The organism is Microcoleus sp. SVA1B4 (assembly GCF_036700545.1).
Classification (GTDB): Bacteria; Cyanobacteriota; Cyanobacteriia; order Cyanobacteriales; family Microcoleaceae; genus Microcoleus.
Genome location: NZ_JAUBPB010000130.1, coordinates 1 through 5,221 on the forward strand (window position 1 = coordinate 1; position 5,221 = coordinate 5,221).

Below are 5,221 nucleotides of genomic sequence, written 5' to 3' on the forward strand. Positions count from 1 at the left end.
GTCCCGCCCGTCTTTTTTGGACGGGCGGGACGCCCATCCCACTTTCAAGAGTGGAAGTTATTTAATTCTCATTCCTAATGACTATTGATACCACTAAAAAAAACAATGCAACTATAAGCCATTACTTCAAACCTTACAAAATCAGTCATTACCAATTCTCAAATCTCACATCTCAAATCTCAAATCTCAAATCTCAAATAGTAGCACTATGGCATTCGCCAAATCTTAATAGTGCGATCGGGACTGGCGCTCACAAAAGTCTTGCTATCTCTGGAAATAGCAACCGAACTCACAAACTGACTGTGACCCGAAAGACTGCTTCTTTCTTTTCCCGTCTTCAAATCCCAAACTATAATATCTCCGCCCCCGCTGATCAAAGTGCGGCTGTCCGGGCTAAAGGCGATCGTCCTCACCCAGCTCGAATGCCCTTTAAAAGTGCGGGTGCGCTTCCCGTCTTGTACGTTCGACAAACGGATCGTGTTGTCGGTGCTAGCACTAGCCACAATTTGCCCGTTGGGGCTAAAAGCCACAGCATTAACCGGGCCCCCGTGACCTGTGATAATTCTTCTGACTTCTCCGGTACCGAGATTCCACAAACGCACAGTCTTGTCCTGGCTGCCGCTAGCGAGAGTTTTACCATCCCGGCTCAAAGCGATCGCGTTTACTCCCCCCGCGTGGCCGCTCAAAGTCCGCAACCTGCTGCCGGTTCTGACATTCCACAAGCGAACAGTTTTGTCATCGCTGCCGCTAGCGAGAGTTTGACCGTCCCTGCTAAAAGCGATCTCGTTGACGGCGGCTTTGTGAGCGGCAATTGTCCGCATCCGTCGCCCCGTCTTCAAATCCCAGAGAATCACATTATTGTCGTCGCCCCCACTGGCCAAAATCGAGCTGTCCGGGCTCACCGCCACCGTCTTGACCGATTTTTTAGAATGCACCGAATTGAGAGTCCGCACCAGGCGTCCCGTCCTCACATTCCAAATTCTAATCGTCCCAAAGCTTGCGCTCACCAAAGTTTGACCGTCAGGCGACAGGGCGATCGCATTTACACTCCCGACATTATCCAAACTTCTTTGCAAAAAATGAGTGGTAGGTAAAGTCGAAAGCAGCCACACGGGGTTTGCCGGAAACACCCCGTAACGCAGGGAACCGTAAATTTGAGACGCGCCAATACTCACCATCAAAACAGCCGTGCCCGCCAGCAACTTCTTTTTCCAATCAAAAACATCTTTCTGGCTCTTGTTCAATCCCGAATTCAGAGGTCTGAGGCGGTTTATGGAACTCTGCTTCTTCGCCCCACCCTCCCCGGCAGTTGCGCGAATTTTAGTTTGCCCCGTCGTCGGCAACTGAGTCGGCACCTGAGTTTCTGCGCCGTCGAGATTAATTTCCTCCAAACACTGCAAAACCATCTGGGGACTTTGAGGTCGATTCCCCGGAAAAGGCGCCATCAGATAATCGATCACATTAGCCACGGAGTCGGAAACTTGAGGAGCTCCTTTGCGCCACATTAATCTGCCCGTGCGCGGATTCTCTGGAAACGCAGTCGGCGGCTTTCCAGTCAGCAAATAAACAAAAGTGCGCCCCAGAGCAAAAAAATCGGACTGCGGAACAGCCTTGCCATTTGTTTGTTCCGGCGGCGTGTAGCCGGGGGAAACAATACCAGTTACATTTTGCCCCTGGCCCACCTTAGCGAAATAAGTCGCCGAAACTTCCCGAGCAGTCCCGAAGTCAATCAGCACTAACTGCCCGTTTGGCTTGCACATAATATTGTGCGGCTTGATATCCCGATGGAAATAGTTGAGGCGGTGAACTTGGTCTAAAATTTCCGACAGTTGTTTGAGCCAGTTTACAGCTTGTTCTTGACTAATCGGGCGGCCCCGATGTTTCAGCCAGTCTTGCAAATTGGCCCCAGCAATTTTCTCCATCACCAGACAGTGAAAAGACTCTGTGCTGTGAGCTGGCGTAAATGTAAAATAACCGTCGCGATCGACTTTTGGAATACCTGGATGTCTGAGCCTGACCAATACGTCAGCTTCTTGCTTAAACAGTTCTACAGCTTTGGGATGTTCTTTGAGCAGGACTTTGAGCACTCTTCGGGCGCCGTTGTCGTCCACTTCAAATGTTCTGCCAAAGCCGCCGCCTCCGAGAGGCGCGACTAGCCGATATCGACCTTGCAACAAAAGTTCTGACCCGCAGTGGATACACGCGGATTTGCCAGAGTTGGCTGGATCGGAGGGATTCGGGCATTTGGGATTGAGGCAATAACTCACAGAAGCCACATAACCCTGATTGAGGTTGCTCTATCAAGTTTTACTTTGACACTGCTCTACAAAAGTTGGCTAAACTTATCTAAGTTTCACCATTCAACTAGAAGTATTTTCTAGAGGGTCTGATTCCTGCTTCTGCCAAGAGAGTCGGCTCTTACTTGTCCACAGGCGTAAATTCGGGTGGAGCAGCACCCTATTTTTGAAGTCTCTACAACTATTTATTATTGTCGAAGCTTTTAGCCATTGTTTAACCATTATTTTCAACCAATTTAACGAATCGTGGTATCCCGTTCGACCTTTTTATAGGCTGGTCAGTTTTAAATCGACCGTCGTTTACTGCTACACAAAAGTTGGCTAAACTTATTTAAGTCTCACCATTGAATCAGGATTGCTCCTGAATGGCCTGCTTCCTGCTTCACCCAAGGGAGTCGGCTCCTTCTTGTCCACAGGCGTTAATTCGGGCGGAGCAACGCCCTAATTGATGTAATTTTAGTTGAAGCTTTTAGCCATGAGTCATCCCATATTTTCAACCAATTTAACGAAACGCGGACTCCCGTTCGACCTTTTTACAGGCTGGTCAGTTTTGACTTGCACGCTCGGTTTACTCTCCCAGATAATTAAACCTTTGTTTTCGGCACTGATGTAATCATACCGCCCAGAAGGTTAACCAGTCCAGTTAAGTATGACTAATTTTGGTGAACTTTTTGGCTATTGAGTTCAACTCAATTTTCAACTTATGACGATCGTAGCACACCTAGTAAAAGACTCATGAGCACCCTTGATTGAAATCTTCCAACGTCTCTGAAGTCGAGGGAGGCTTTAGTCTTGCTTGACTTCAGCATCCCGTGTTTTTGTATAACCGGGGCAGTGCGATCGAACGATCGGCTTGAGGCCAAAGGTTTTGTTATTTGTCACAGCCGATCGAGGTCACAAATCCCTGATGAGAGCACATAATGTACAAACAGACCAGAACTAATAACGAGAGAGCAGCCACATTTCAATTGTACGATCGCAACCACCATTCTCGAAGAAAGAAGTGAGAGTGGGAGAGTGGGCGAGTGAGGGAGTGGGAGAGTGGGAGAGTGGGCGAGTGAGGGAGTGAAAAAATCTGCCTTCTTCCCTCGAACCTCTTCCCTCTTCCTTCAGCACAAGAAAGCCTTTTAAACAAGTCCCTCAATTACCGGATGGAAGTAGAACGCCAGCGCCAAAACCGTATAAGCTGCCAAGAGCAAAGTACCTTCTAGCCAGTTAGAATTGCCATCAGAACTGATAGAATTGGCGATCAGCACCGACACCGCAACCGCTACAAGTTCAAACGGGTTGAAATTCAAGTCCATCGGTTGGCCCAAGACAAAACCTGCCAAAACCAACACCGGCGCAACAAACAAAGCAATTTGCAAACTCGAACCCACGGCCACAGAAACCGACAAATCCATTTTATTTTTCATCGCCACCGTCACCGCTGTTGTATGTTCGGCTGCATTGCCAATAATCGGCACTAAAATCACCCCGGTAAACAGTGATGTCAGCCCCAAACGCGCCGTCGCTTCTTCCAGAGTACCCACCAACAGTTCCGACTCGACAGCTACCATCAGGGTACAGGCCAACAGCACCCCAATCCACAGCGGCAGATTGACTTTGTGGTCAGGACTGTCTGGTGCTAAGTTACTTTCAGCTAATTCTTCAAGCATTTCTATTTCTGCTACCCCCGCATCGTACAGATAACTGTGGGTTTTCATCGAAAACAGCAGCGTCAGCACGTAGACGACAATCAGGACTATAGCAACAGCGCTAGAGAGGTTCTGCATAGTTTCTGCAGGGATGCCCGTAGAGGTGGCATTAACTGCAGTCGGCACCAAAATGGCAATCACGGCTAAGTTCATCGCTGAAGCGTTCAACCGGGCGACTATCGGCTGAAATTCTTGTTCTTTGTAACGCAAGCCGCCCAGCAGCATCGCAAATCCCATCACCAGCAACAGGTTACTCATAATTGAACCGGTGATGCTGGCCTTGACAACATCTATTAGTCCGGCGTTGAGGGCGACGATGCCGATAATCAGTTCCGTGGCATTTCCGAAGGTAGCGTTCAGCAAACCCCCCAAGTTGGCGCCGAGGACGACGGCGATTTCTTCGGTGGCCGTCCCCATCCAGGCGGCTAGAGGGATGATGGCTAAAGCCGAGGTGACGAAGATTGTGGAGGATTCCCAGCCGAGAAAGTGTCCGGCGATGGAAACTGGGATAAATAACAGCAGGCTGGAAATAATTGTATTTGTGTTTAGCATTTAGATTCTCAAAAGCTGCCAACCGTCAATCATAGCCTGTGACCAAATGAAAAAAAGGGCGAGGGTGAGGGATTTGGGTGTTTGCTTAAAGCTGGGGGTGGGCGATCCTCTTCTGCAAGCTTCGCTAACGGGCGATCGCTGCATTGCGGCTTTCACGGATGTGACAAACTAAGAGAGCGATTTGTTTAGCCGATCGGTTCAATGGATTTTTTTATTCGATTAGCTTCCTTAGAAGACAGTCCTAAGTTAACAACTTTAATTCCTGATTCTGCTAGAGCTTGTGCCTGCAAGCTACTATAGTTCAGAGCAGATTGAAGGCGCACTGGGCATAGTTTTTGGGGTTGATACTCAACTGATTCTAGACCAAACATACTTTGTTGCTGAGAACAATCACCAAATTGTTGGTTGCGGTGGTTGGAGTAAACGTAAAACGCTTTATGGAGGTGATTCAGGCAAAAATAATCCAGAAGACAGCCTCCTCAACCCAGACAGCGACTCGGCAAAGATTCGTGCATTCTTTGTTCATCCAGCATCGGCACGTCGAAGAATTGGAAGTCAGATTATGCGAGTATGTGAACTGGCTGCTGAGCGTGCTGGATTTAACTACCAGCCGGGAAGTCCCGGGCGTATATTCAGAGGGGATGAATCTGAGCGCTAAGCGAAGTACCCCGAATG

General features: G+C 48.7%; 3 protein-coding genes. 1 reads left to right on the forward strand and 2 read right to left on the reverse strand.

The genetic code is table 11. The features are described from left to right. Window positions 1-206 precede the first annotated feature (206 nt). Both QT987_RS29290 and cax read right to left on the reverse strand, forming a co-directional pair. Window positions 207-2,276: a serine/threonine-protein kinase gene (locus tag QT987_RS29290; RefSeq protein WP_333246962.1), complete on the reverse strand. Its 2,070-nt coding sequence runs from the start codon at window positions 2,274-2,276 to the stop codon at window positions 207-209. Between the two features lie 1,148 nt (window positions 2,277-3,424). Further along, the gene (gene cax, locus QT987_RS29295; RefSeq protein WP_333246489.1) at window positions 3,425-4,546 is read right to left on the reverse strand and encodes a calcium/proton exchanger; all 1,122 of its coding nucleotides are present in this window, start codon (window positions 4,544-4,546) and stop codon (window positions 3,425-3,427) included. Between the two features lie 280 nt (window positions 4,547-4,826). Between cax and QT987_RS29300 the strand changes: the two genes are divergently transcribed. Further along, entirely contained in the window at window positions 4,827-5,204 is a 378-nt protein-coding gene (locus QT987_RS29300) for a GNAT family N-acetyltransferase (protein WP_333246967.1), read from the forward strand. The last annotated feature ends 17 nt before the right edge of the window (window positions 5,205-5,221 follow it).